At 40.3% G+C, this 23,097-nt stretch carries 18 protein-coding genes; 10 read left to right on the forward strand and 8 right to left on the reverse strand.

Annotated elements, in window-relative coordinates; genetic code table 11:
• The first annotated feature begins 6 nt into the window (after nucleotides 1–6).
• From HWQ40_RS16940 to HWQ40_RS16960, 5 genes are all read left to right on the forward strand, one after another.
• Nucleotides 7–780, forward strand: a complete 774-nt coding sequence (locus HWQ40_RS16940) for a nucleoside phosphorylase (RefSeq protein ID WP_292779742.1) — start codon at nucleotides 7–9, stop codon at nucleotides 778–780.
• A 483-nt stretch (nucleotides 781–1,263) separates the two neighbouring features.
• Nucleotides 1,264–1,827, forward strand: coding sequence for a retropepsin-like aspartic protease (locus HWQ40_RS16945; protein WP_292779743.1), 564 nt, complete (start codon nucleotides 1,264–1,266; stop codon nucleotides 1,825–1,827).
• Between the two features lie 125 nt (nucleotides 1,828–1,952).
• Nucleotides 1,953–2,810, forward strand: coding sequence for a GH25 family lysozyme (locus HWQ40_RS16950; protein WP_292779744.1), 858 nt, complete (start codon nucleotides 1,953–1,955; stop codon nucleotides 2,808–2,810).
• Nucleotides 2,811–3,264: 454 nt separating this feature from the next.
• On the forward strand, nucleotides 3,265–4,629 hold the full coding sequence (gene miaB, locus HWQ40_RS16955) for a tRNA (N6-isopentenyl adenosine(37)-C2)-methylthiotransferase MiaB (protein ID WP_292779746.1): 1,365 nt from the start codon (nucleotides 3,265–3,267) through the stop codon (nucleotides 4,627–4,629).
• Nucleotides 4,630–4,658: 29 nt separating this feature from the next.
• Nucleotides 4,659–5,279, forward strand: coding sequence for a hypothetical protein (locus tag HWQ40_RS16960; protein ID WP_292779748.1), 621 nt, complete (start codon nucleotides 4,659–4,661; stop codon nucleotides 5,277–5,279).
• A gap of 267 nt (nucleotides 5,280–5,546) precedes the next feature.
• Here the strand turns inward: HWQ40_RS16960 and HWQ40_RS16965 are convergent, their stop codons facing one another.
• From HWQ40_RS16965 to mnmG, 3 genes are all read right to left on the reverse strand, one after another.
• Nucleotides 5,547–6,524 (reverse strand): bestrophin family protein, encoded by a 978-nt coding sequence (locus HWQ40_RS16965; protein ID WP_292779750.1) that lies wholly within the window; start codon nucleotides 6,522–6,524, stop codon nucleotides 5,547–5,549.
• 925 nt (nucleotides 6,525–7,449) lie between these two features.
• Nucleotides 7,450–8,811 (reverse strand): hypothetical protein, encoded by a 1,362-nt coding sequence (locus tag HWQ40_RS16970; RefSeq protein WP_292779751.1) that lies wholly within the window; start codon nucleotides 8,809–8,811, stop codon nucleotides 7,450–7,452.
• A gap of 435 nt (nucleotides 8,812–9,246) precedes the next feature.
• Nucleotides 9,247–11,169, reverse strand: a complete 1,923-nt coding sequence (gene mnmG / locus HWQ40_RS16975) for a tRNA uridine-5-carboxymethylaminomethyl(34) synthesis enzyme MnmG (RefSeq protein ID WP_292779779.1) — start codon at nucleotides 11,167–11,169, stop codon at nucleotides 9,247–9,249.
• Nucleotides 11,170–11,553: 384 nt separating this feature from the next.
• Here mnmG and HWQ40_RS16980 point away from each other — a divergent pair, with 384 nt between their 5' ends.
• Together HWQ40_RS16980 and HWQ40_RS16985 are read left to right on the forward strand one after the other, a co-directional pair.
• Nucleotides 11,554–12,426, forward strand: coding sequence for a D-alanyl-D-alanine carboxypeptidase family protein (locus HWQ40_RS16980; RefSeq protein WP_292779753.1), 873 nt, complete (start codon nucleotides 11,554–11,556; stop codon nucleotides 12,424–12,426).
• A 63-nt stretch (nucleotides 12,427–12,489) separates the two neighbouring features.
• Nucleotides 12,490–14,004: an NYN domain-containing protein gene (locus tag HWQ40_RS16985; protein WP_292779755.1), complete on the forward strand. Its 1,515-nt coding sequence runs from the start codon at nucleotides 12,490–12,492 to the stop codon at nucleotides 14,002–14,004.
• Between the two features lie 177 nt (nucleotides 14,005–14,181).
• Here HWQ40_RS16985 and HWQ40_RS16990 read toward each other — a convergent pair whose 3' ends face one another.
• Both HWQ40_RS16990 and HWQ40_RS16995 read right to left on the reverse strand, forming a co-directional pair.
• Nucleotides 14,182–15,150, reverse strand: a complete 969-nt coding sequence (locus HWQ40_RS16990; RefSeq protein WP_292779756.1) for a water stress protein WSP1 — start codon at nucleotides 15,148–15,150, stop codon at nucleotides 14,182–14,184.
• A 1,299-nt stretch (nucleotides 15,151–16,449) separates the two neighbouring features.
• Nucleotides 16,450–16,812, reverse strand: coding sequence for a hypothetical protein (locus HWQ40_RS16995; RefSeq protein WP_104906199.1), 363 nt, complete (start codon nucleotides 16,810–16,812; stop codon nucleotides 16,450–16,452).
• Between the two features lie 256 nt (nucleotides 16,813–17,068).
• Between HWQ40_RS16995 and HWQ40_RS17000 the strand changes: the two genes are divergently transcribed.
• Together HWQ40_RS17000 and HWQ40_RS17005 are read left to right on the forward strand one after the other, a co-directional pair.
• The gene (locus tag HWQ40_RS17000) at nucleotides 17,069–18,124 is read left to right on the forward strand and encodes a DMT family transporter (RefSeq protein WP_292779760.1); all 1,056 of its coding nucleotides are present in this window, start codon (nucleotides 17,069–17,071) and stop codon (nucleotides 18,122–18,124) included.
• Nucleotides 18,125–18,350: 226 nt separating this feature from the next.
• Nucleotides 18,351–19,169 (forward strand): DUF2996 domain-containing protein, encoded by an 819-nt coding sequence (locus tag HWQ40_RS17005; protein ID WP_292779762.1) that lies wholly within the window; start codon nucleotides 18,351–18,353, stop codon nucleotides 19,167–19,169.
• A 66-nt stretch (nucleotides 19,170–19,235) separates the two neighbouring features.
• Here the strand turns inward: HWQ40_RS17005 and HWQ40_RS17010 are convergent, their stop codons facing one another.
• Nucleotides 19,236–19,733, reverse strand: a complete 498-nt coding sequence (locus HWQ40_RS17010) for an NINE protein (RefSeq protein WP_292779764.1) — start codon at nucleotides 19,731–19,733, stop codon at nucleotides 19,236–19,238.
• 699 nt (nucleotides 19,734–20,432) lie between these two features.
• Between HWQ40_RS17010 and acsF the strand changes: the two genes are divergently transcribed.
• Nucleotides 20,433–21,509, forward strand: a complete 1,077-nt coding sequence (acsF, locus tag HWQ40_RS17015) for a magnesium-protoporphyrin IX monomethyl ester (oxidative) cyclase (RefSeq protein ID WP_292779766.1) — start codon at nucleotides 20,433–20,435, stop codon at nucleotides 21,507–21,509.
• 174 nt (nucleotides 21,510–21,683) lie between these two features.
• On the opposite strand, the gene HWQ40_RS17020 is transcribed toward acsF, so the two are convergent.
• Both HWQ40_RS17020 and HWQ40_RS17025 read right to left on the reverse strand, forming a co-directional pair.
• Complete coding sequence (locus tag HWQ40_RS17020; protein WP_292779768.1) at nucleotides 21,684–22,898, reverse strand: type I restriction endonuclease; 1,215 nt, start codon at nucleotides 22,896–22,898, stop codon at nucleotides 21,684–21,686.
• A 19-nt stretch (nucleotides 22,899–22,917) separates the two neighbouring features.
• The coding region (locus HWQ40_RS17025; protein ID WP_292779770.1) for a hypothetical protein at nucleotides 22,918–23,097 on the reverse strand (180 nt) is incomplete at its 5' end.

Consider the following 23,097-nt stretch of genomic DNA (forward strand, 5'->3'; position numbering starts at 1 on the left):
AATTGAATGCTAAATAAACGCTTCTATCACATTGGCTTTGGACAAGACGATTTAGGTTCATCACCTCCCAGTATTGCCCTATTATCTGGCGATCCAGAGCGATCGCGTCTCATTGCCCAAACTTATTTACAAGATGTACGCTTGTTGTCAGAAAATCGCGGACTCAATAGCTATGTGGGATACTTACCCAATGGTCGCAGCATCTTATCAGCTACAAGTGGTATGGGTGCGCCTTCATTAAGTATTGTAGTTAATGAGTTGGTACAAGTAGGAATTCGGCAAATTATTCGCATTGGAACTTGTGGATCAATTCAATCTTATATACCAGTTGGTAGCGTTGTTATTAGCAGTGCAGCATTATGTCGCCAAGGTGCAGCAAATGATATTGCACCTGTGGAATATCCAGCCGCAGCCGATCCTTTTCTGACAGTCGCTTTAGTTAAAGCTGCACGAGAATTAAAGGTTGAACATTACATCGGAATTACGGCATCAGTTGATACTTTTTACGAAGGACAAGAACGCACTGATTCCGCCAATCCAAATTTAATGCGATCGCTGCATGGCATTACAGAAGAATATCGGCGCTTGAATATCTTGAATTACGAGATGGAATGCGGCACACTATTCAAAATGGCAGGAGTGTATAATTTTGCTGCTGCTGCTATTTGCGGTGTAGTTGCTTCGCGTACTGATAGTGAAAATATCATTCTAGAACAAAGAGATGTCGCTGTTAAAAATGCGATCGCAACTGCTGTAAATGCAGCAGCAAGCTTTGAGTAAGCTAACAAATTTATCTTATCCAACTTCTTAATATGTCAGATTGAATTTGCTCTAATACCAATTCTTTATGAAGACGCATAGAAATAACCCCACCACCTACGGCACCTCCCCAAAGCATCGGGGAGGTTGGGAGGGGTCAAAATAATGTGCAACTTCACAGAGAATTGCTCTAAGTAGTTTTATCGTGTCTTTACCTAATCTTTAATTTATCAATCAGTAATTATAGGTAAGATGTACTGAGTAAGATGCAATTTCATCTTTATTGAGACACATTATATAAAAAAACTTTATCAGCTAACTTAAAACTACAAAAATTGGTTAAAAATATCCAGTTCTAAATAGAGAGAATTTGAATTTTTATTTTTTAATTAATAAAAACTGAGTTTTTATATTAGAAACGTGTGCTTTTAACACCATGTTTTACAGCTACCATGATGAGTTTAGCTATTAAGAGTAATCACAAAAATTGGAGAGCAGTATAACATGAAGAATGCTTGGAGGCGTTGGATTACGACCGTTAAACTAGCTGCGATTGCACTAATGCCGACGCTGATATTTTTAGCATTCTCTCATCGGGCAACAGCAGACGATCCAGGAGCGTGTTACATGATAACTTCCTCTGGTAAAACCGTTGGATTAGGAAGGATTTGTGGCAATATCATAGCCGCACCTTCAGATAATAGAGTTTTTCGAGTCTCAATCAAACGCCGTTTTGGTGGAACTCCTGTGATTGATGTCACCTTCAACGACAAAAAAACCTTTGAAATGATTGTAGATACAGGTGCTAGTGGAACCATTATCACTCAAGATATGGCGAATACACTTCAACTCCAGGCTACAGGTACAATGCAAGCCCAAATTGCTGATGGTAGTGAAGTAAAATTCTCAACCAGTAAGGTAAAATCTATTGCAGTAGGTGGAGTTACAGCTAATAATCTTCAAGTAGCGATCGCCCCAAAAGCAAGCATCGGGCTACTAGGCCACGATTTCTTTGGCAACTATGATATTAAAATTCTGGAAACAGAAGTTGAATTTCATCACCGCTAAGTTGTAACACCATCCAGATATTTTCGACTTGTAAAGATTTTACTTGCTGCATAAAAGATTTCCGAAAACAGCCGATATGACATTGTAGCTAGCCAAGTATTTTTACATACAAGGACAGACAACCTATGTCAGTTGAAGGTATTGATGTTTCTGATTACAGCGAGAATATCGATTGGGAAAAAGTGAAAAGTCAGGGTATTCACTTTGCTTATGCCAAAGTGAACTACGGAACCTATAAGCAAGATACTCGGTTTGCTTCTTACTGGCCTGCCATAAAGAAAGCTGGTATTATTCGTGGGGCTTATCTCTTCTTTCGTCCTTCTGAGGAGGTTGACCCGCAGGTAAAAATGTTTGCTCAAGCCCTAGAGATAGAACCAGGTGATCTCCCCCCAGTCGTAGACATTGAACAAGACTATTACAATCATGGACAGAACGATCATTGGGATGACTTAAGTTCCACAGAAAAGCTTAACAAAATTACCAACGTCTTAACTGCGGTGGAAGTTGCTACAGGTTACAAACCGATCATCTATACTGGGCCTAGCTTTTGGAACGATAAGATCAAAACCTCACGCTTTGCTGACTATGACCTGTGGATTGCACATTTTGATACAAACACTCCTACTATTCCAGGTGGGTGGAAACTTCACACTTTCCACCAATACAAAGGCGACCTGACTGGTTTTCCTGGTATACCGGGTGATGTAGATCGGAATAGATTCAACGGTGCTTTGGATCGTCTCCAGGCTTTAACCCTTCCTGCTGTTTCACTTCAGGAAGGTCGCATCGGCCCGAAGGTGAAGAAGTTGCAGCAGGCTTTAAAAAAAGTTTCCCAAGACTCAAGTCACTCAGAATTCGATCCAGGATCGCCAGATGGTATTTTTGGCCCAGGTACCAAAAAGGCTGTTATAGCTTATCAGCACGCCAACAGTCTCATAGCTAATGGCATTGTTGCCCCTGGAGACAAATTAGCGATCGCTTAAGATAAGTTTGACTGTCAAAAAATCTTGATGGTTTGCACAAACGCGATTAATTATGTATCTAAGTTATACTAACCCAAAAAAAGCATTTTTTACAACTAAGTACTACTATAAAGTAACCAGAGTAACCGTAAATTAACTTATGGGAGTAGTTTGTAGTAGTATTTCTACAAACCCTCCCCCCAAATCAATCTTGACAATCTCCTATTCTCGGTTCACATACTCTAATTATCAGCAAGAGATTTCTTTGGCAACTATGATATCAAGATTCTGGAGAAAGAGGTCAAATTTGATTACCTTAATGCTTGCAGTTTGTAAATTCTTTAGGTTTTTATATTGAAATTATTTCAATGCGCCTGTTTCTCTCTTGGTTACTCAGCATTCCTGAAGCAGCTTAAGAGCGTTATAGAATAGAAATAAACCTTACATACATTACGCTGATTCAGCAGAATTGCCCATGACCACTTCTAAACGCCAATATCACATTACTACTTTCGGTTGTCAGATGAATAAAGCTGACTCAGAGCGCATGGCTGGCGTTTTGGAAGACATGGGCTTTGAGTGGTGTCAAGACCCGAATCATGCAGATGTGATTCTCTACAATACCTGTACAATTCGGGATAATGCTGAACAAAAGGTATATTCCTATCTTGGCAGACAAGCGAAGCGTAAACATGAGCAGCCTGATTTAACCCTCATTGTTGCTGGTTGTGTTGCCCAGCAAGAAGGAGAAGCGCTGTTGCGGCGAGTCCCAGAATTAGATTTGGTAATGGGACCACAACATGCCAACCGTCTGAAAGATTTGTTGGAGTCAGTATTTGAAGGCAACCAAGTTGTAGCAACCGAGGCAGTTCACATTATTGAAGATATCACCCAGCCGCGACGAGATAGTACAGTGACAGCTTGGGTGAATGTGATTTACGGCTGTAACGAACGCTGCACCTATTGTGTGGTTCCTAATGTGCGCGGTGTCGAACAATCTCGCACGCCGTCAGCTATCCGGGCGGAAATGGAAGAATTAGGACGGCAAGGTTACAAAGAAATTACTCTACTCGGTCAAAATATTGATGCTTACGGCAGAGATTTACCTGGAGTGACACCAGAAGGTCGGCATCTGCACAACTTTACAGATTTGCTTTATTACGTCCATGATGTGCCGGGGATTGAAAGGCTAAGGTTTGCTACTAGCCACCCTCGTTATTTTACTGAGAGATTAATTCAAGCTTGTGCTGAGTTGCCCAAGGTGTGCGAACACTTCCACATTCCCTTTCAATCTGGGGATAATGAACTTTTAAAGGCGATGGCGCGGGGTTATACCCATGAGAAATATCGCCGGATTATCGATACCATTCGGCGGTATATGCCAGATGCCTCCATTAGTGCTGATGTAATTGTCGGTTTTCCTGGGGAGACAGAAGCACAGTTTGAAAATACCTTAAAACTGGTAGAAGATATTGGCTTTGATATGTTGAATACAGCAGCATATTCGCCGCGTCCAGGGACACCAGCCGCTTTGTGGGACAATCAACTGAGTGAAGAAATTAAAAGCGATCGCCTGCAACGGCTCAATCATTTGGGAAACTTGAAAGTAGCAGAGCGATCGCAACGTTACTTTGGACGCATTGAAGAAGTTTTAGTAGAAGACCAAAATCCTAAAGATCCAACCCAGGTAATGGGACGTACTGGCGGTAATCGTTTGACCTTTTTTAGCGGTAACATCAAAGAACTCAAAGGGCAGTTAGTGAAGGTAAAAATTACCGAAGTTCGTCCTTTTAGTTTGACGGGTGAACCAGTTGAAGTAAGGCAAACTATTTTGCAGTAAGAACCATTTGAAGATTATACCCCTGACTTATGATGAAGTTACCGCAAACGATTCCAGTTCTTCTTTTTGGGGCTAGCTTGGCTGTAATTTCCCCTCAAATTTGTGCTGCTTTCACCGTTCAAGAAATAGCTATTCTTGCTCAAGCATCAAGCGATTTGCCAACGGTCAAATCAGCTGGACTGTCCCCCGATATGGATGTGCCTTGGTCGAAAGCCGTAAGAATTGTTGATCCCTTTGAAGGGGATTTTGTTGGAGTTTTCGACCGCAATTCTTTAGGTGGCTATTTGTTCCGTGAGGGTTCAACGCAAGTTATTAGTTTGTGGACTCCTTCGAGCATTCGAGTACTCGTAACAGTAAATTCGGGTCAAGCAAGGTCTTCTTTCTACACCGCAGGTCGTGTGTATCCCAGACCTGACTATCTTAGATTTGTTACGACTAAAAAAGTCGATAAGCTTTTGCTCAAAGTCAGAGAAAAAGTTTTTCAATTAGACGGTTCAACTGGCAAGTTTGCTGTCAGTAAAGAATTAGCCACTGCTTTGAAAAATGCTCCAGATGAGAACTTAGATATCAGACTAGTCTTGGAAGGAGGTCAAACTGTTGATAGCGAAATTGGTAAAGGGACGGTAAAAGCTTGGCGAACTATTTATTAAACGATTGCATTTTTCAGCCAAGCATTTTCTATGTTTAATAAAGGAAAAACCTCTCCATTCTCATCAGAAGTTGACTTGTAAAACTTATTTATAGATCAATACAGTTCAGTTAAGCATTTCTTCCTTCCCTTTGCGTCCTACCCTTCGGGAAGCCACTTCGTGTCTATGCGTCCTTCTCTAACGAGACGCTGCGCGAATGCGGTTCGTTAAAAAAATTGACTTTGAAAGAGAGTTTTAGCCTTAACTGAACCGTATTAATTTATAGATTTAATAAGAACGAACATTGTTAGAAGCAAGCCTAATTAATTCTTCAACATTGTTTGAGATTGTATTGCAAATAGTATTTAAAGGTAAGTCATTAGGATCAAACCCAAAAGGTTCTTCGATTTCTGAGCCAATTTGTTCAATACTTAATAATGTAAAACTTACAAAAGCCATTACTATACCAGTCCACCAACTTAAAAAGCTCACAATTTCCAAAGGTAATATAAGACAAAAAATTAATAACAGTTGTCTGAGTTTAATAGTATATATCAAAGGCAGCGGCGTTTTTAAAATGCGTTCGCAACCGCCTAAAATATCTACTAAATCATCTACACAATTATGCAGAGTAGTTAATTGATAGACATTTAGACAATTTCGGTCATGCTGATACTGCAAGTAATCTCCTATCCAATAAGCAATTTGTAGTGGAGGATGATCACTATCTTGGAGTTGTAAATATTGTTTTTCAGACATTAATGATGCCAACTGAGTGTCTAAAGGCACCGATCTTAGATGTAACTTCATTGCAACTGCAAAAGCAGTTACTAAGCGAAGCATTGCTTCTTTTTCTAATTTGTCTTCTGGTGTCTTCTCTTTAACTATTATCGAAATTCCACGAGTTAAGTTACGCGATGTATTAACTAAAGCTCCCCATAGTTGACGACCTTCCCAAAATCTATCATGGGCTGTATTCGTCCGAAAGACTAATAGTAATGTAAAGCCAATATTAAAACTTAAAACAGCATTGGTAAGAATATTGCTGGAATCTGAAAATGCTATTGGTAATCCTAAATGAGCTAAAAATGATATGAAAGTACCATATATAGTACAAAAAATTACCCAAGGAAGAATAATAGAGATAATTGACCTTTCAAGCCGAAGAGTTACTTGAAGCCAGTTCAGCTTTTCGCCTTTGTAAAGATGATACTTTTCTCTTAAAGAGTTTTTAGAATTATTTTGAAAATAGTTAGGTTGTTTCATGTTGTTAAGGTTTGAGGATTACATCAATTAGCAAACTAACTTTTTTAGCTAAATATATCTTGCTTCAGCAAGATACATGGAAAATGTATGTTTCCAAATAGTTACCGTAGTGGAACTATTTGGAAACATAAATTATAGTTTTAACATTGAAATTTATTTCTGTGAACCATCTTTAGGTAGGGAAATTCAATACTGTCTTCCAAATCTTCACCATAGAACTGATTTTCTGCTTATTTTGATTAAAGGTTGTGGTATTTCACTACTTTATGAGATAATTAGACAAAATTTCCAGCTATTTACAGTAAATATTTACTTTTTATCATCAGCAGAGCGATGCCTATGACTAACTACGCCTACGCATTTGGGTTAATACAGTGTAGTAAGCGAATGCGTAACTCTCAAGCTAGAAAAGGAGATAAACTCAATGAAATTTGATATTAAGCCAGGGAGTGACCTAATTTTAGATGTCTGTTTTGAGAAAAACCATTATTGGGTGAAGGGTTATACAAAGACTTTTTAAAAGGACAAAACTATATCATTACTAGATGATTTAGTCGAAACTTATTTTCATAAAAATTTAGCAACAGTATTTACACAAGTTGGCATTGAAAGTATCAAAGTTACCGAAATCAATCGGCAAATTCTCAAAAAAGTAATCCTCGCTCAATAATTACTAGAGTCTGCTGGAGGTAAAAGCGATCTTGCTATCAATAAAGCTGATAATATTAAAACTATTTATTTAAGGCGCGATCGCATTAGTTAGACTACATATCAGCAGGCAATCCTAACAATGCAGACAAAGACAGAGGACTATTTGACGCGATCAAATTATTTCAATCAATTATTGCTGGTCGCAGTACTATATAATAGTGATAGATGAGTTTAATCTTTAAACTCTCTTCAACCAGGCAGTGAGTTAAAAAATTTATAGTTTCTGTCCTGCATAAATCGATCGCACTTCGCCATTACGTCGGATAACTGCTTCGCCATTACTGACATCTACTAGTGTCCAACCGCTTGAGCCGATACTTTCACCCATATTGATGCGGCGAGTCACGCCATCGATTTTAAACAAAGCGGCAGATTTGTTGCCCAACTCTAGCAATCCCTCTAAGGTATTACTCGGAGCTGCTGCGATCGCAGTTGGCGGATATACTTGTTCCTGGGTAATAGTTGGTTCTGACTCTGGTGCGAGTGCAGCACGCAATGGAACTACTGGTAATGCAGGCAGAGGTTTGGGTGTTTGGCGTACGGTAATGGGTGCAGTTCGGCCAGCTACAGGTTTGAGTTCTGCTTGCAAAGCCGCAGCCATCATGTTGACAGTTACAGGCTTGGCAGCTTGTCGCACTGTATTCAGGGCAGTTTTCACAACATTAGGTTGAGATGCCCGTAACGCACTGGCAACTTGTGGTAAAAGTGTGGGAGTCCCCGGAATCGCTGGAAGGGCGTAGCGCATTGGTGATGGCGCTTGATAAACGGGGACATAGATGCGCTCAACAACGCTTCCAGAACGATTGGGGGCTGGTGGTGTATTATTAGCTAGGAGTGGAAGTGCTGGTAGATTACCAGTTGCTTGCTGACGACCAAGGGCTATTTGGTTAGTGTTTGCCTGACTAGAAAATCCTGGATTGAAAGATTTTTGATTGCTTTTTGCTCCTTGCTTATCTATAACAGCCAGTGCTTGGAGCATATAGTCAACTAACTCTGCCTCTATTTCTGTTTTTACGGGCAACCGTGACTGCGATTGCGGCAATAGAAGCGCTGATTCAGGCAATTTGGTATTTAAAAGATATACGACTCCAGACTGCACCAAGTAGATCATACTAGCGATCGCCACGCCTAAAGTTGTTCCTACAATCAGCAGTTTGCCCAAAACCGGACTAGTTTTCTGACGCTTTCTACTAAATGGTTTAACGGTGGCGGTGTCAAATACAACGGTACTCAATTTCTTGTGATTATCTTGAGCAACCGACTGTACTGGTTGATTCAAGGTGTTTGGTAAGATAATCTGTGGTATCGTAACTGTTTGCAGAGGCACGTATTCTGGAGGCGATTGGCGTTGAGCTTGGGCGGAAACTCCAGCAACAGAGTGGCTTGATTTGTTCTGACTACTCTGCCTAACAGTTTGAGAAGGCAGATTACCACTAGCATCCAGAATGTAGTCGATATCGGCAAAGAGTTCATCCATTAGGCCATCAGCATAGTTTTCTATCGACCAAGGCTCGTTGGTGATTAAGTCTTCTGATGGTTCTGGTACTATGAGACGGGTGCTGGCTTCTTGTAACATAGACGTTCTGGGTTGTTGCTTGGACGAGGAAACGCCACCCCTACTGCCTGGAAATTAGGATTATAAGAGGAGGCAGCAGGTAGGGGCAGTTCTTGCTGGAGGAAAGAAGTATAAATAAAAACTTCGGCTTTGGGTGATTACCCGGTTTAAAAAGAAGAATTGTATTGAGACATGTCGAGCGAGATACAAAGAGTGGAGCACTCCGTCTCCGGTCTTGCCCCAATCCTATGCAGTTGCGTGTGGGTTACTCCTGCCTTTTGCCTCCTGAATAATGAAACATCCAATCCCCCATCTGATTGAAATAAGTTGATTGAGTGTTGATATGAAACTCAACTTTCATCTGGGGATTGTTGATGATGCCACTACTAATCTTTATGTCATCTATCATACCAACCTCTCTCCCTACTACTATACTCAGTCTTTATCAAGCTTGTGTTAAGCTAACGCTGGGAACTCTGACTGGCTCTTGGTTCTACGCAATTCTAGATATAATAATAAGGCGTTAATATCCGCTGGGTTTACACCACCTATACGTGCAGCTTGACCAAGAGTGAGTGGTTTTACGTGAGTCAGCTTTTCCCGTGCCTCTTTGGAAAGAGTATCAATTGTTGTGTAGTCTAAATCCCCAGGTAACTGGCGGTGCGCTTGGCGGGCAATTTGGTCAATCTGACTTTGTTGCCTAGCGAGATAGCCAGAATACTTGATGTCAATTTCTGCACCTTCTTTCTCGGCCCGGTTGAGGTTGGGGTTTCCCAGTCCGAACCTGTCGAGTTCAACGTAATGGAATCCCGGACGGCGCAATAAGTCATTGAGGGTAATTGAACCTTTAATTGCTTGTTGGGTATCAGATGCGATCGCTATTCCAATTTCATCATGTTCTTTAACTCGTGTGCCTTGCAATCTTTGTTTTTCTGTGGTAATATTATCCTGTTTTTTGGTAAACATATCCCAGCGGCGATCGTCAATTAAACCAATCTCCCGTCCCAAGGGTGTCAGGCGTTGGTCGGCATTGTCAGAACGCAATAGCAATCGGTATTCTGACCTACTGGTGAGCATCCGGTAAGGTTCTCGCAGGTCTTTTGTACACAGGTCATCAACTAGCGTCCCAATGTAACTTTGCTCGCGGGCAAACACAATCATTTCTTGAGAGCGAACAAATCGAGCTGCGTTAATTCCTGCCACCAGCCCTTGAGCAGCAGCTTCTTCATAACCTGTGGTGCCGTTAATCTGCCCAGCACAAAACAGCCCCGCAATCTTTTTGGTCATTAGTGTGGGGTAACACTGAGTTGCTGGTAAATAGTCATATTCCACTGCATAAGCGGGACGCAGCATTACACATTTTTCCAAACCAGGGAGAGTCCGCAACATTTGCAGTTGCAAATTTTCTGGCAACCCTGTAGAAAACCCTTGGATATACAGTTCGGGTATATCCCTTCCTTCCGGTTCAATAAAGATTTGATGGCTTTCCTTATCAGCAAAGCGCACAATCTTATCTTCAATACTGGGACAATAGCGCGGTCCTTTGGCTTCCACCCAACCGCCATAAACTGGGGACAGGTGTAAATTTTCCTGAATTAAGCGATGGGTTTCGGCGGTTGTGCGGGTGATATAACAAGGCATCTGTTCCCGTTCTACCCACACATCCGGGTCAAAACTGAACCAGCGTACATCTTCATCACCTGGCTGGATGAGCATTTTACTATAATCCACTGATCGCTTGTCTACCCGTGCTGGAGTTCCAGTTTTAAGTCTTCCGGTTTCAAATCCCAGGCGATTTAGGGTTTGTGTCAATCCTTCAGCCGCAAATTCCCCAGCACGTCCGGCTGGCATTGATTTGTTACCAATCCAAATTTTACCTCCCAGGAAGGTGCCGGTTGTCAAAATGACTGCTTTACATTGGAACCCGACACCAAAATAAGTTTCAACGCCGATGACTTCACCGTTAGCACCCAGCACCAAATCTGTTGCCATACTTTCGCGGATTGTCAAGTTTTCTTGGTTCTCAACAATATTTTTCATCACCGCTGCATATTCGCGCTTATCAGTCTGGGCGCGTAATGCCCAAACAGCAGGCCCCCGTGAAGAGTTGAGGATGCGTTTTTGCAGGTAGGTGCGGTCTGCTACTTTACCAATTTCCCCGCCGAGTGCATCTACCTCATGAGTCAACTGAGATTTGGCTGGGCCACCTACTGCTGGGTTACAAGGTTGCCAAGCTATTTTATCCAAGTTGAGCGTCAATAGCAGGGTACGACAACCGAGGCGTGCAGAGGCGAGAGCTGCTTCGCAACCGGAGTGACCTGCACCGACGACTATGACATCAAAAGCGTCTTGGAATTCAACGGAATTGTGCATGGTCATACTTACAGGATCGGCAAGCTTAGAGTTCTTTTCAATTTTAACTGTTCCAGTGGTTTCATGGAGGTAACTTTCTGATAAAAAAGTTATCAAACTTACTAATACTCAATTAAAGGCAAGGTTCCATTTTTTAACTTTAGTAGTAATTGAAAAACATCATCTTTTTAAAATTTGTGACAACATTCCGGTTTGTCGAGCGTAGCTATTGTTCATATCGTTAGCCACCCCAAATTAACTTACAACTAGTATGTATTAGATATTTTCTCTAACTTGGATAACAACTCTAGTTCAACAACGATAAATTATCTGTAATTTTAAGTCATCAATAATAGATATTTTTCAAAATCTTCTTAATTTTATTGTTGAAGCATTAAGTAATTATTTAAAATGAAACTCACCCTCAGAAATCAAAAAAATATTAATAGATTTATTAGAAAGACAAGTTTCATCAGTATCGTTATATTGATGATTTTTGTATTAGTAGCTAGCAATGAGATTACCCACCACAAAGTTGCGATAACTGCTCAACCATTACAAGAATGCTTGATTAATAATTCATTACCTTGTATAGATACCTCTAAAAATACAACATCAGAACCATTTGTTCCCGATCCCAAATTAAATCCTCAACAGCGTTTTTTATCTGCGATCGCTAGAAAATTACCCACAATTCCCCAGTCTGGTACTTATGAATATACTTTGCTACGAAGCTATGGTGCAGTCTTCGTAAATCCAGATATTGGGATTAAATTGCCGCAAAAAGATATCTTTGCTAATGAACAAGAAACCCAAGAGTTTCAAGCTACTTTAACAATGGGTCATGTTGATGGCACTAATGACTGTTATTTACAAAAATCGGCGGCTGATGCTTTAAATAAAGCGCGGGTTCAACAACAAATTCCGCTAAAATCTGGTTATGGTTCTGGTGATTGTACTCGCACTTTCAACACAAATTTAAGATTTTGGCACAAGTATGCTAACAATCAAGTTTTAGCAAAAGTTCAACAAGGTAAAGAAACAAAAATTCTTGGTTTAGTTGCACCTCCTGGAACTTCACAACATCTCTGGGGATTAGCAATTGATTTACATGTAGCCAGTAAAGAACAGAGAAAAGCTCTTAATCAAAATGGTTGGTTTCAAACTGTAGAAAACGATGTTCCACATTGGACTTATGTAGGTCTATCTGAAGACGATTTACCTTTGTTTGGTTTTAAAAAACAAACTATTCGAGGTATTACTTATTGGATTACGCCAATATAATTGTTAAATAGCATGAAAACTTGGGAATACTAACCTAAAAGATGTATTGTCAGGGATTTAGCTATGCCAAACGAAGCTGCTAACCAGGAGCAAAATTTCCTAGTTGATTTATTAAGAGCAACTTATCAAAATCAGGAAGTATATCCAATTCTGCAACATAACTTAAGCAAACTCAACGAGAATTTAGCTTTAAAGTTGCGAAAATGGGTAAGCGATCGCTTTGCTAAAGAACCTGCCATTGCTATTAATTTAGCTAGAGTCATTATCAAACTGAGTACCATTATTCAAGAGTTTGAACAAGGGAACATTGCGAGTAATTTGGAAATTGCTATCGCAGGTTATGAAACAGTTTTGCAAGTGTGTACCCGTGAGGCTTTCCCCCAAGAATGGGATGTCGTCCAGCAAGCTTTGGTAATAGCTTATCAGCAACGCCAGCAAATTCTTTCCAGAACCATTGGGGAAATTCGGGAGCAGACTATCCAAACCCAGACTCAAATCAATAGATTAACTGAGCAATTACAAGAAGAGTTACAACAAGCAAAGCTGCAAGCTAATGACTTAAAAACAACAATTACAGAGTTAAAACAGAAAGAAGGTAATTCTGAATCAAGGATAGAAATAACATCTTTAATAGCTGATTTGAAAGAGTTAAACCAACGTCAGAGTCGTGTAGAGCAGTTTACTACAGCTAACATTTTACCTAAAACTGGGCAGTTCAATACAGCTATTTTTTATGATATTGAAAACTTAACAATGGGTAGAAACAACCCAAACTTGAATTTTTCTCTAAAAGAAATTCAAACAAATCTGGAAAACACTACCCTAGTTAATAAAATAGCTATCCAATGCGCTTATGCTGACTGGAGTGATTCTCGATTAAGACCACTCAAGAATGAGATTCAAGAACTTGGCATCGAAGCAATTCAAATTTTTGATTATAGTCACAAACGGAATGCAGCAGATATGCAACTAGCCATTGATATCATGGAATTAGCCCAAAGTCGTCCTCTGCTGCAAGTTTTTGTTATTGTATCAGGTGATGGTGCATTTGCCGCTTTAGCTAAAAAGCTTCATGAATATGGAAAAACTGTAATTGGATGCGCTTATGAAGGACAAATTAATCGTATTCTCAAGTCTGTTTGCGATTGCTTTATACCTATACCTACTCCCCAGGTAACAATAGAAGATATTTCAATTAATGAAGTAACTAGCGAAAGTTTATTAAATGATGATATTTTAATAGTAACTAATAAAGTTTTGCAGGATTTAAAGCAGAATATCGAGCAATTAAGTCAGCTTAAAGAAGGTGGTATTTATCTGAATCAGATTTACCACATATTGAAAGATAATATTCCAAATTTTGACCAAAAAAGAAAACAACATGGTTACAAGTTGGCAAAATTTTTAAAGAAAGTCATTGAAGGAACAGATATTTGTCTATCGAGTGGCAACAATAAATTAATTTTGAGAGAAACGTTAACTTTAGGCTCTAATGGCTCATCAAATAGAACTTTAAATGGTGGTAGCCCTTATTTAAGGACTAGAGTGCTTACTACAAACTCCGTCACCCAATTCTGAATTCTGGCGACTGACGTATGTATTCTGTTTTGATAAATTTCAAAATAAAAATCCAGTTAGTCTTGACAAAAAGTACAGGTAGTTTGGCAAATAAAACTTTTTTATCTTTAGCTCCATTCTTCAACTCTTGCAAAAGTACTTTTTACAAAAGTTGAAGAAAGAGTATCTTAACGACTGTTATTCATTAACAATCGTAAAGCCTTCATAATCAACGACTCCAGTCGAAGCATTTGGTAAATTAACGTTACCAAGTAAGGTGGCGGTTGCAAAGCCAGCACCATTAATACCACCAGCACTACCTAAACCTAGACCTGATGCAGCAAGTTCATCTTGGTAGCCTGTGATCTGATAGACAGCGCCAGTTTCCAGCAAAGCGAACAATCCTTGAGATCCGCTGTTAGTAAATGCCAATCCAGAATCTGCGTTGACATTCAAAGCTTGCCCTGAAGGAGTTCTTAGAGTAATCGGTGCAGATAGCTGACCAGTGAGCAAATCGACTTTGTAAAGCTGGTTCCCATCTCCATCATTAGTCCTGAAATCGCTAGCAAGAGCGCGAGTGTTACCAGGATTGAGATTGTCGATAGCTAATCCATCGGCAAATTTACCAGGATTGGTAGGTTGAGTTCCTTGTCTTTGTGCAGCAGTAGTAGCTGGGCCAAAGGTGTCTACAAGGCTAAGAGTTCCAGGGGTAGCTGTAGTAATTTTATAAAGAGAGCTTCCTACTGGCACCCCATTTGCGGGATTCGGATTCCCTGAAATGTTGTATAGAGCACTACTATTAAAGTCAGCACCTGACTCAAATCCAAAACGACGTAGGTCAGATGGTGTACGGGTTGGTGAGGTCGTGGCTGGAGCAAGAGGCTGATCTACATTATTAACGACAGTAACAGTTGGATCAATTGGTGTTGTAGAACCAGTCGCGCGTGCTTCGTTAACCGCACCTACCCTTCCGGTACGAGGGTTAGTTCCCAAACCTTCTAGATCTGCGGTAGTAGCAGTAGCTGGAAGATTGACTGTACCTACTTTTGTAGGAGTAATAGAACCTCCAGGTCCAGAAGGGATCAAAAAGCGGTAAACGTCAAGTTGCTTGCCATTACTAGCGTTGCCGTCACGATCCTCTCCAATGGTATAGCCGTAAAGAGCCATGAGAATTTTCCCCTTATTCAAACTGTAAAACTTTTGAGAACACTCCAAACACAGCGTATTGCTATCTGACTAAAAGCTTGTACGACATAAACAAAGCTAACCTTCCCAGGTTGAGATTTAAGATTAGTCTGCGTTATCTGACTTTGCTTATATAGCAGAGAAATTTGCAAAACTGAAATACTACTAAACTTTTGACTGTAAACAAGCTAAGACAACTTAACTCAAGATTTTTGTAATTACTATTTGCTTAATTTCTGAAAGTAGGATATGTGAGAACTTGATGTTGGGGGTAGAAATCTCAAAACTACATCAAGTTACACTTTCAGACATTTTTTGGAAACCCATTATTGCCAAACTGGATTACAATGAGCCGAGAGTTAAGTGTCTTTAATTTGCCCATTAAAAGTCAAAACTTAAGGTTGTAAATTGTATTTGGAGTTATCTTAACAAGACTATATTTGACTAATATTAAGGTTTAATAACATCTTGGTTAAGGTTTAGTAGTTGCTGAGTGTTTTCACTCGCTGATATACTTCTTCCATTGTTTCAACAAAAAAAGCATATTGGGGCAAAGTAATATAGAAGTAGGCTTTCTCCTTGTGAAACCGCTACCGGTTACCTCTGAGGTTGCATAGAGCAATTTACTCAATCCTTTTGTCTTGCCAAGTCTGATTTTGTAGAGTTTCACAAAGAAATAGAATTTTACTAGATAAACTACCACAGTTAATTAATACATTTGGCAAAGGTATTAGTACAAGCAGAAGTTGACTGATTTAATAGCTATTAAACAATTTATCTTCGCAGGCGATCGCTTTTAGCCTGTTCACTTCAAAATACCTTGGGCGAAAATAATTAAATAAAAGCTAAATGTCAAAATAAAAAATAGTTTTTCATATATAGCGGTTCTCGTTTACGTGAGGTACACCCGTAGGGGCACGGCAGTACCCATTGGTGTCAACTTAAGCTGAAACTCCTTTAAAACCTCGTTTCCAGCCAGAGGCTGGCTTTCACGTTAAGTTGACATCTATGGGCAGTGCCGTGCCCTACACTCGTGATGTAATGTTGTACCGCATCTGAATAGGAACCGCTATATTACTGTTTTCCTTTAACCTGAGTATTTTAGAAACTTAATAACTTTTTGAAGAGGACTAAATCAGACTTTTGCTAAAGCGTAAATGCACAGCATAAAGCCGGAGACGTTTCCGCTACTCCGGGCTTTTCTTCATATATTGCAACCTAGATGCAATCAAATTGTTCCTCTAGTTTCAGCAAAATATTAATTAGAAAGTGGATTTATTATTACTTCACTTCGCTGGGTTCAAATTTAGTTACCTTACCTTTTTTAATGGCAACAATCACATCGTAATGCGAACAGTAAGCGAATGTGACATCATTAGCTTTGTTATAAAGGTTAACTACATGACCTGCACCACCTACCTGGATACCGATTGGTTCCAAGTCACCAAAGAAGAAACGACGTAGTTGATCGCCACTACCAATTTGACCCTTACTCTTAGTAAGCAAGTCTAATTTTTGTGCTACAGACATTTCTTCGGCTGCTGATGCCTGCACTAATGACGGATTGATCGCCTTTAATGGTACGTCCCAAACTGTGAAAAAACCAACCAAAGCTACACTTGTAAGTAAGGGTGCGAGTTTCATTTATTACTTCTCTTTTTTGTTTTATCCTGAACATCCCAAGCATCTCAGGTGGCAGTGAGAGCTTATTGAAACTAAGCCACTATTTTCATGAATTTATCCTTTAAGAAAATTTAGTGAATTCTCAGCATTTTCTCAGGTAATTATGGCTGCTCAAAGTCACAGGATAATTTAAGTATTTTCTCAACAAAACCTTATTTTGAAGTGCGTGAGGATAACTTAATATGATGAGCAATGCTTTCATTGCAGTGATGTTATTGTGACTAGATCCAAAAGACCACATCGCCAAATCCATAGAATTTCAGGACAAACATATCTTTGGCTAGCAATGCTAATTTTTGGAGCATCTAGCGCCGTGACTCGGAAACTAACAGAAATTGGTGCTCAACATTTTATCGGTGATCGCAATCCGATTTCTTTGTGTAATGTTTTATTTGTGGGAAATCTTTGCGCTTTGATACTTCTAATCCTAATCTATGGGCGGCAGTGGAACAAAGCTACTTTGAAGCAACTCTCAAGAAAGGATTGGGTCAGTCTAACAGCAGTAGCTATTTTATCAGGAGCGTTAGCCCCTGGCTTAATTTTCCAGGCACTGGCACTTACAGGGGTGAACAATGTCATCTTGGTGGGACGCTTGGAACCGCCTCTAACTTTGGCTTTATCAGTCTGGTTATTGAGAGAACGAGTAAATATTTGGGAATTTCTTGGTGCGATCGCAGCTTTTGTTGGCGTTATCCTAACTATTATCCTTCAGCCTCCAACAGAAACCATGATGAACATGGGAGGTTTCGGTTTAGGCATAGGGGAACTTTTGGCCGCAGCCGCATCTGTGGCTATAGCCGCTTCTACGATTATTAGCAAGAAACACCTTTCGCAGATTCCTTTGGGAATCCATAGCATTTTTCGGACTGCACTTGGAACTGTAATCTTTTTCTTCATTGCTTTAGTTTTCTATGGCAGGGATCATTTCGCTGATGTCCTCTCACCATTCTTGTGGCAGTGGATGTTTCTCTATGGCGGGTTGATTGTGGTGCTAGGCCAGTCTTTTTGGGTTAAAGGCTTGAAAACTTCCACTGTATCTACGGCTTCACTAATTAGTTCATTTGGCCCAATTGTGGGAATTATAGCAGCCTATTTAATTTTGGGTGAAGCCCCTACCCGACCTCAATATATTGGCGGTAGTTTAATTTTAGTAGGTATATTCTTAAGCCAAGTTGGTACTAGGCGTCAGACTGCTAGCATTGCATCTGGCAAGGTAAATTCTACTCCAGCACAGCAACAGGTAGAAACTGCTATGGGATTCAAGGGGATTTGAAGAAGGTAGGAGAATTTTAGATTTTGGATTGAACAATCTAAAACCGCAAATTCAAAATTTCAGGGACAGAGGAATCAACGAAGAAAGCTTATATCTTAAGCCTTTGCGTTATTTCTAACTGCACAGTTATTTTTGCCTTGGGGTAGTAGTATGTCAAAATAAAAATACCCGATACATCAAGGTGAGCGATCGCTCCCAAAGCTAGATTAAAGGATTGACCTGAGCAATGGCAGACCCAACCAATCACAATCAAGCGGGAGAAGTAGCTCCCAGCACTGTTGACAAGCAAGCTCCCAGTGTGGCTGAAGAACACGCTCCTAGTACAGACTCACCCGAAGCGACAGATATTCCTACTGCCAACGCGCCAGATCCAAAAGCTGCAAACCCTGAAGATAATCCCAATGCTGCTAAACCAGCTGCTGTACCACCGAAGCGAGAAAAACCCGCCGCCGCAGCTAAAGCCGCAAAAGGAGAAAAACCCGCAGCTGACGCAACGGAAGAAAAACCCGCCGCCGCAGCTAAAGCCGCAAAAGGAGAAAAACCCGCAGCTGACGCAACGGAAGAAAAACCCGCCGCCGCAGCTAAAGCCGCAAAAGGAGAAAAACCCGCAGCTGACGCAACAGAAGAAAAACCCGCCGCAGCTAAAGCCGCCAAAAAGGAAAAAGCTCCAGCTGTTGAAGATAAGCCATTTGTAGAGTTCATTGAGCAAGACTACTTGCCAGCTTTACAAAAAGCGATCGCTCAAAAAGGCGTACAAGATTTACAGGTGTCTTTTGCCAAGCAGAAGATGCCAATCACTGGCTTTGAATCCGCCGAAGAATGCTGGCAAATTATTGGCAGTTGGTCAGAAATTGGTAAGCGTCAGTTTAACCTGTATTTCCCCGATGAAGATATTCAAGGAAAAAAGGGATTTTCTTGTAATGAAGGCAAAAAACCTAGTACTCTTGAGTCATTCTTAATTGATGAACGCAAAACTACCCTCGATTTATTGGTATATGGCTTAGTTCAGCGCTTGGATGGTCAAAAGTGGTTAGGTAGAAATTAGTCATTGGTCATTGGTCATTGGTCTTTAACAAAGGACAAATGACTAAGGACAAATGACTAATAACAATTAAAGTTCGTGGAAATGGTAGGTAACGGCTCCAGTATTGGGGTCGTTATCAATTTTTACATAACCTGATTTGTACATCTCTTTGAGAGTAGCTTCTACTTCAGCAAAGCTGGCTCCTGTAAACTTTACGCCTTGAGTGACAGTTAAAATACCACCCTTGCTTTCCGCCGCTTCAATCAGTTTCACCATGATTTGGTTGCCTGTTGGTTGGTGGACTTGAGAAGCAACCACTACTTGATTCAACGGCACACCAAAGGGAGAGACACCCGCTTTTAATCTCAGGTTGTGTTCGTATTCGTCAACCATGTTGGGGATAAAGAACAAATCCACAAACTGCCCTATACCAAACACACCACCAGTCAACAGCCATAACAAACCAGTTCCGATCTTGCCATTGTAGAAACGCTGCAATCCTCCCACCCCAATAAATCCGACTGCACACAAGATATAAGAGACAAGAAGTCGGTCTTTCTGTTGCTGATTGTTTTCAAGATTCATCTTGTTTTCAACCTTTTGGATTTACTCTTGTTGTTTAAGATGGGTTTTTCGGACTGTTTTTTATACCAAGTGCTAATAGCTAGATTTACATCTTGCATCAGTTGCTTTCTAGCAATTTTCGTAATAAACACTACTGTTCTGATTTGAAGTTGTGGGCATTATCTAATCTCCAGTTATTCATAAAAGTACAAAATATCACCAAAATACTTAGAGTTTTTCAGTAATTATGCTATTCATGAATTGTTAATTTTAAGCTGCCTAACGTATTAATAGAACCCAATACATTTATTGTAGTAACAACCACAGAAAATTACTGAGATAGTAGTGCTTTGAGAATCAAGAGGTGAGTGCTATTCAACTTGAACGAGATAATGCTGCTTGCTGAACTATATTTATTTGACTACCAATCCGCGATTTTTGATTCCGCAAATATTGAATGATTGTTGCAACTCTTAATGTTTTGCTTAGAAATTTCTCACCCGCACCTTGGTAGACTGAACTTTATACAATTGGATTATTGTGGGCTGTTACGGTTTGCCAGAGCATTTCTGGTGAGGCAGTCCGGTCTTTTCCTAAAGGGAGAGGCTAGCGCCAACGGGTTTCCCCCATGAGGAACTGCCGTTACCGTGGCGGTAGAGACGTAGGAACGTCACCCGAAAGGTCTACTTAAGATAATAAAGACGAAAGAGAAATCAAGACATGGTAGATTCCCTCAAAAAACCAGGCTTTGAAGAAATCCGGCCAGGGATTAAAGTCCCGGCAAAAGAAACCCTGTTAACACCTCGGTTTTATACTACCGATTTTGATGAAATGGCACGGATGGATATCTCCGTCAATGAAGATGAGTTAAGAGCCATTCTTGAAGAGTTCCGCACTGACTACAACCGCCACCACTTTGTTCGGGATGCCGAGTTTGAACAATCCTGGGATCATATTGACGGGGAAACTCGCCGATTGTTCGTTGAATTTCTAGAACGTTCCTGTACGGCAGAGTTTTCCGGCTTTTTGCTGTATAAAGAACTTGGTCGTCGCTTGAAAGGCAAAAGCCCTGTTTTGGCAGAGTGTTTTAACCTGATGTCACGGGATGAAGCACGTCACGCTGGCTTTTTGAACAAAGCTTTGTCGGACTTTAATCTGTCCCTAGATTTAGGGTTTTTGACTAAGAGTCGCAGTTATACCTTCTTTAAACCGAAATTCATTTTCTACGCTACTTATCTTTCTGAGAAGATCGGTTATTGGCGCTACATTACCATTTATCGCCATTTAGAAACGCATCCCGAAGACCGGGTTTATCCAATCTTCCGGTTCTTTGAGAACTGGTGTCAGGATGAAAACCGTCACGGCGATTTCTTTGATGCGGTGATGAAATCTCAGCCGCAAATGTTGAATGATTGGAAAGCACGCCTCTGGAGTCGGTTCTTCCTGTTGTCGGTGTTTGCGACTATGTATCTCAATGACATCCAACGCAAGGACTTTTATGCCACCCTTGGATTGGATGCACGAGAATACGATATCCATGTAATTCAGAAGACCAACGAAAACGCAGGTCGGGTATTCCCGCTGATGCTGGATGTAGAGAATCCAGAGTTTTATCAGCGGTTGGATACTTGTATAAGCAATAATGAGAAGTTGGGTGCGATCGCTAACTCCAACACTCCCAAATTCCTGCAATTCTTCCAAAAACTGCCGCTTTACATCTCCAACGGCTGGCAGTTATTGCGGCTGTACCTGATGAAACCGATTGATACTGTTTCTGCTCAAGGGGCAGTTCGTTAACTCATAACAGATTTGCGAAAGCTTTGCTGGTTCTGCTGATTGCAGAGCCACTTTTTTGTCTTTTTCTAAGCCAATGATTACCGATATGTCAAGCAATTAGTACTGCGATCGCTAATTTACTGTTAGGCAAAAATCGGAGATAGTTAGGTGTAGTTTGGTAATAAATACCTTGAGTTAAGCTGATTTTTCCATTCTGATTATGTCTGGAGTTAATGTTTGATGCTTGGCTGCTTCTGCCTCGTAACATCTGAGAATCAGTGATGTCAGCTTATCTAAATCACTGACAGAGGAAATAATTACTTTTGATGCGGCATCCCCCAGAGAAGCTGTTACTTCCTGCACTTCAAAGTTTGAAGCTAGAGATTTTACTTCATCTACACTTAGCCGAGTAACAAAACTTTTTTTCTGCGAAGATAGATACAGCCGCAGAAACCACCAAGTACTTTTGCCAACGAGATTGATACCAAAGTATGAAACAGTATCCTTGTATTGAAGTTGATAATTGTAACTCGTTGAGGTTTGCGTAATTGCTTTAATTTTTTCAAAAGCTTCGAGCTCTTCAGCAGTTGTTACTATTTTTGGTTCTTGAGGATCTGGTTGTATATCCACTTCTCCATTATCTATGTCTATTGGAGGTTCAACAGGCTGATCTATTACTGGAGTAAGTGAGCGAGTCATTAACTCTACTAAACTTCCCTGAATCGACTTTTTAACAATTGGTTTGAATTTATCAATAATTTTACCAGTAATTCGACCTTTAATTTCATAACTAGGAGCAACTGTACCAAGTTCAGTCACTAAAAAGCGAACAAATTCTTCAGAAGGAGAACGTAAAAGATTTCCTAGAAGTTGAGTCATGCCTTTTACATAAACCATTTCCTCAGCATGGTTGGTAATAGCTGTAACCTCAAAATTATCACGGTGAAAGAATTTGAGGTTATCAATATCTTTGGTATCATATTCCAGGATGTTAAAAGTAAAAAATGGCTCCTTGTCCATAACATTTTTATCACGCAAGTCTGTAAAGAAACGGTACTCAACCCCATTAGTGACGATAGCTACTTTTGTTGTCAAAAGTCCATTAAAATAGCGGCTTAGTTGCCCATCATGTGCTTCAGCTTTTTGACCACGAGCTTTTGCCTCTACGAGCATAACTATATTATTGTTAATAGCTAAAGCGTAATCTACTTTTTCAAACTGCCCTGCTTTTTTAATAGCAAAATCTGCCACGTATTCCGGCATTACTTCACTAGGATCATAGACATCGTAGCCAAGAGCACTCAAAAAAGGAACAATCAGTGCCATCTTAGTAGATTCTTCGCCAACAACTTGATCAGCCCGCTTACGCACTTGTTCAGATAGCTTGGTAATATCTTCAGTGAATGCCATCTTGCTTGCTCCTGGTAGATTAGTGAGTATTGATACGTCTTTTTTGTAAAATAAGAGTGATTTTAAGGTGACGTAGTACATTTGGATTGAAAGTGTTAGTGCGATCGCCTTTTTTATCACTCCTATAAAAGTATTCCCAAATAAGGGACTTGCGAAAAAATAAAGTACCAGCCATTCGAGAATATTTAGGAAGCGCGGA

This window comes from Nostoc sp. NMS9 (genome assembly GCF_017114995.1).
In the GTDB taxonomy this organism is placed as follows: domain Bacteria; phylum Cyanobacteriota; class Cyanobacteriia; order Cyanobacteriales; family Nostocaceae; genus Nostoc.

Excerpts from the sequence above, each read along its gene's own strand:
- HWQ40_RS16980 (WP_292779753.1), top strand. The coding sequence starts at position 11,554 with ATGAAACTCACCCTCAGAAATCAAAAAAATATTAATAGATTTATTAGA.
- HWQ40_RS17020 (WP_292779768.1), bottom strand. The coding sequence starts at position 22,898 with ATGGCATTCACTGAAGATATTACCAAGCTATCTGAACAAGTGCGTAAG.
- HWQ40_RS16945 (WP_292779743.1), top strand. The coding sequence starts at position 1,264 with ATGAAGAATGCTTGGAGGCGTTGGATTACGACCGTTAAACTAGCTGCG.
- HWQ40_RS16960 (WP_292779748.1), top strand. The coding sequence starts at position 4,659 with ATGATGAAGTTACCGCAAACGATTCCAGTTCTTCTTTTTGGGGCTAGC.
- mnmG (WP_292779779.1), bottom strand. The coding sequence starts at position 11,169 with ATGACCATGCACAATTCCGTTGAATTCCAAGACGCTTTTGATGTCATA.
- HWQ40_RS16965 (WP_292779750.1), bottom strand. The coding sequence starts at position 6,524 with ATGAAACAACCTAACTATTTTCAAAATAATTCTAAAAACTCTTTAAGA.
- HWQ40_RS17005 (WP_292779762.1), top strand. The coding sequence starts at position 18,351 with ATGGCAGACCCAACCAATCACAATCAAGCGGGAGAAGTAGCTCCCAGC.
- HWQ40_RS16990 (WP_292779756.1), bottom strand. The coding sequence starts at position 15,150 with ATGGCTCTTTACGGCTATACCATTGGAGAGGATCGTGACGGCAACGCT.
- HWQ40_RS17010 (WP_292779764.1), bottom strand. The coding sequence starts at position 19,733 with ATGAATCTTGAAAACAATCAGCAACAGAAAGACCGACTTCTTGTCTCT.
- HWQ40_RS16985 (WP_292779755.1), top strand. The coding sequence starts at position 12,490 with ATGCCAAACGAAGCTGCTAACCAGGAGCAAAATTTCCTAGTTGATTTA.
- miaB (WP_292779746.1), top strand. The coding sequence starts at position 3,265 with ATGACCACTTCTAAACGCCAATATCACATTACTACTTTCGGTTGTCAG.
- HWQ40_RS16995 (WP_104906199.1), bottom strand. The coding sequence starts at position 16,812 with ATGAAACTCGCACCCTTACTTACAAGTGTAGCTTTGGTTGGTTTTTTC.
- HWQ40_RS16950 (WP_292779744.1), top strand. The coding sequence starts at position 1,953 with ATGTCAGTTGAAGGTATTGATGTTTCTGATTACAGCGAGAATATCGAT.
- acsF (WP_292779766.1), top strand. The coding sequence starts at position 20,433 with ATGGTAGATTCCCTCAAAAAACCAGGCTTTGAAGAAATCCGGCCAGGG.
- HWQ40_RS16940 (WP_292779742.1), top strand. The coding sequence starts at position 7 with ATGCTAAATAAACGCTTCTATCACATTGGCTTTGGACAAGACGATTTA.
- HWQ40_RS16970 (WP_292779751.1), bottom strand. The coding sequence starts at position 8,811 with ATGTTACAAGAAGCCAGCACCCGTCTCATAGTACCAGAACCATCAGAA.